This is a genomic window from Streptomyces zinciresistens K42 (assembly GCF_000225525.1).
Classification (GTDB): domain Bacteria; phylum Actinomycetota; class Actinomycetes; order Streptomycetales; family Streptomycetaceae; genus Streptomyces; species Streptomyces zinciresistens.
This window is the reverse complement of record NZ_AGBF01000502.1, coordinates 1-299: the sequence shown is the minus strand read 5'-3', so window position 1 is coordinate 299 and position 299 is coordinate 1. Positions and strand designations below refer to the sequence as shown.

At 69.6% G+C, this 299-nt stretch carries 1 pseudogene; it reads left to right on the top strand.

Features of this window, described 5'->3' with window-relative positions:
- Positions 1-205, top strand: a pseudogene (locus SZN_RS39565) (glutamine synthetase); the annotation flags it as partial.
- Positions 206-299 lie beyond the last annotated feature (94 nt).

Genomic DNA, 299 nt, shown 5'->3' with positions numbered 1-299 from the left:
TTCCCCAAGGGCGGCTTCCCGGCGCCCCAGGGCGGCTACTACTGCGGTGTCGGCGCCGACGAGATCTTCGGCCGCGACGTCGTCGAGGCCCACCTGGAGAACTGCCTCGCGGCGGGGCTTGGGCATCTCCGGCATCAACGCCGAAGTCATGCCCGGACAGTGGGAGTTCCAGGTCGGCCCGCTGGCCCCGCTCGTGGTCGCCGACGAACGGATCGCATCCGAGATCAGGGACAAGATCGAGCGAGGCGCACTCGCACCTGGGTCGCGCCTGCCTGGCGTGCCTCAGCTCCAGAAGGAAC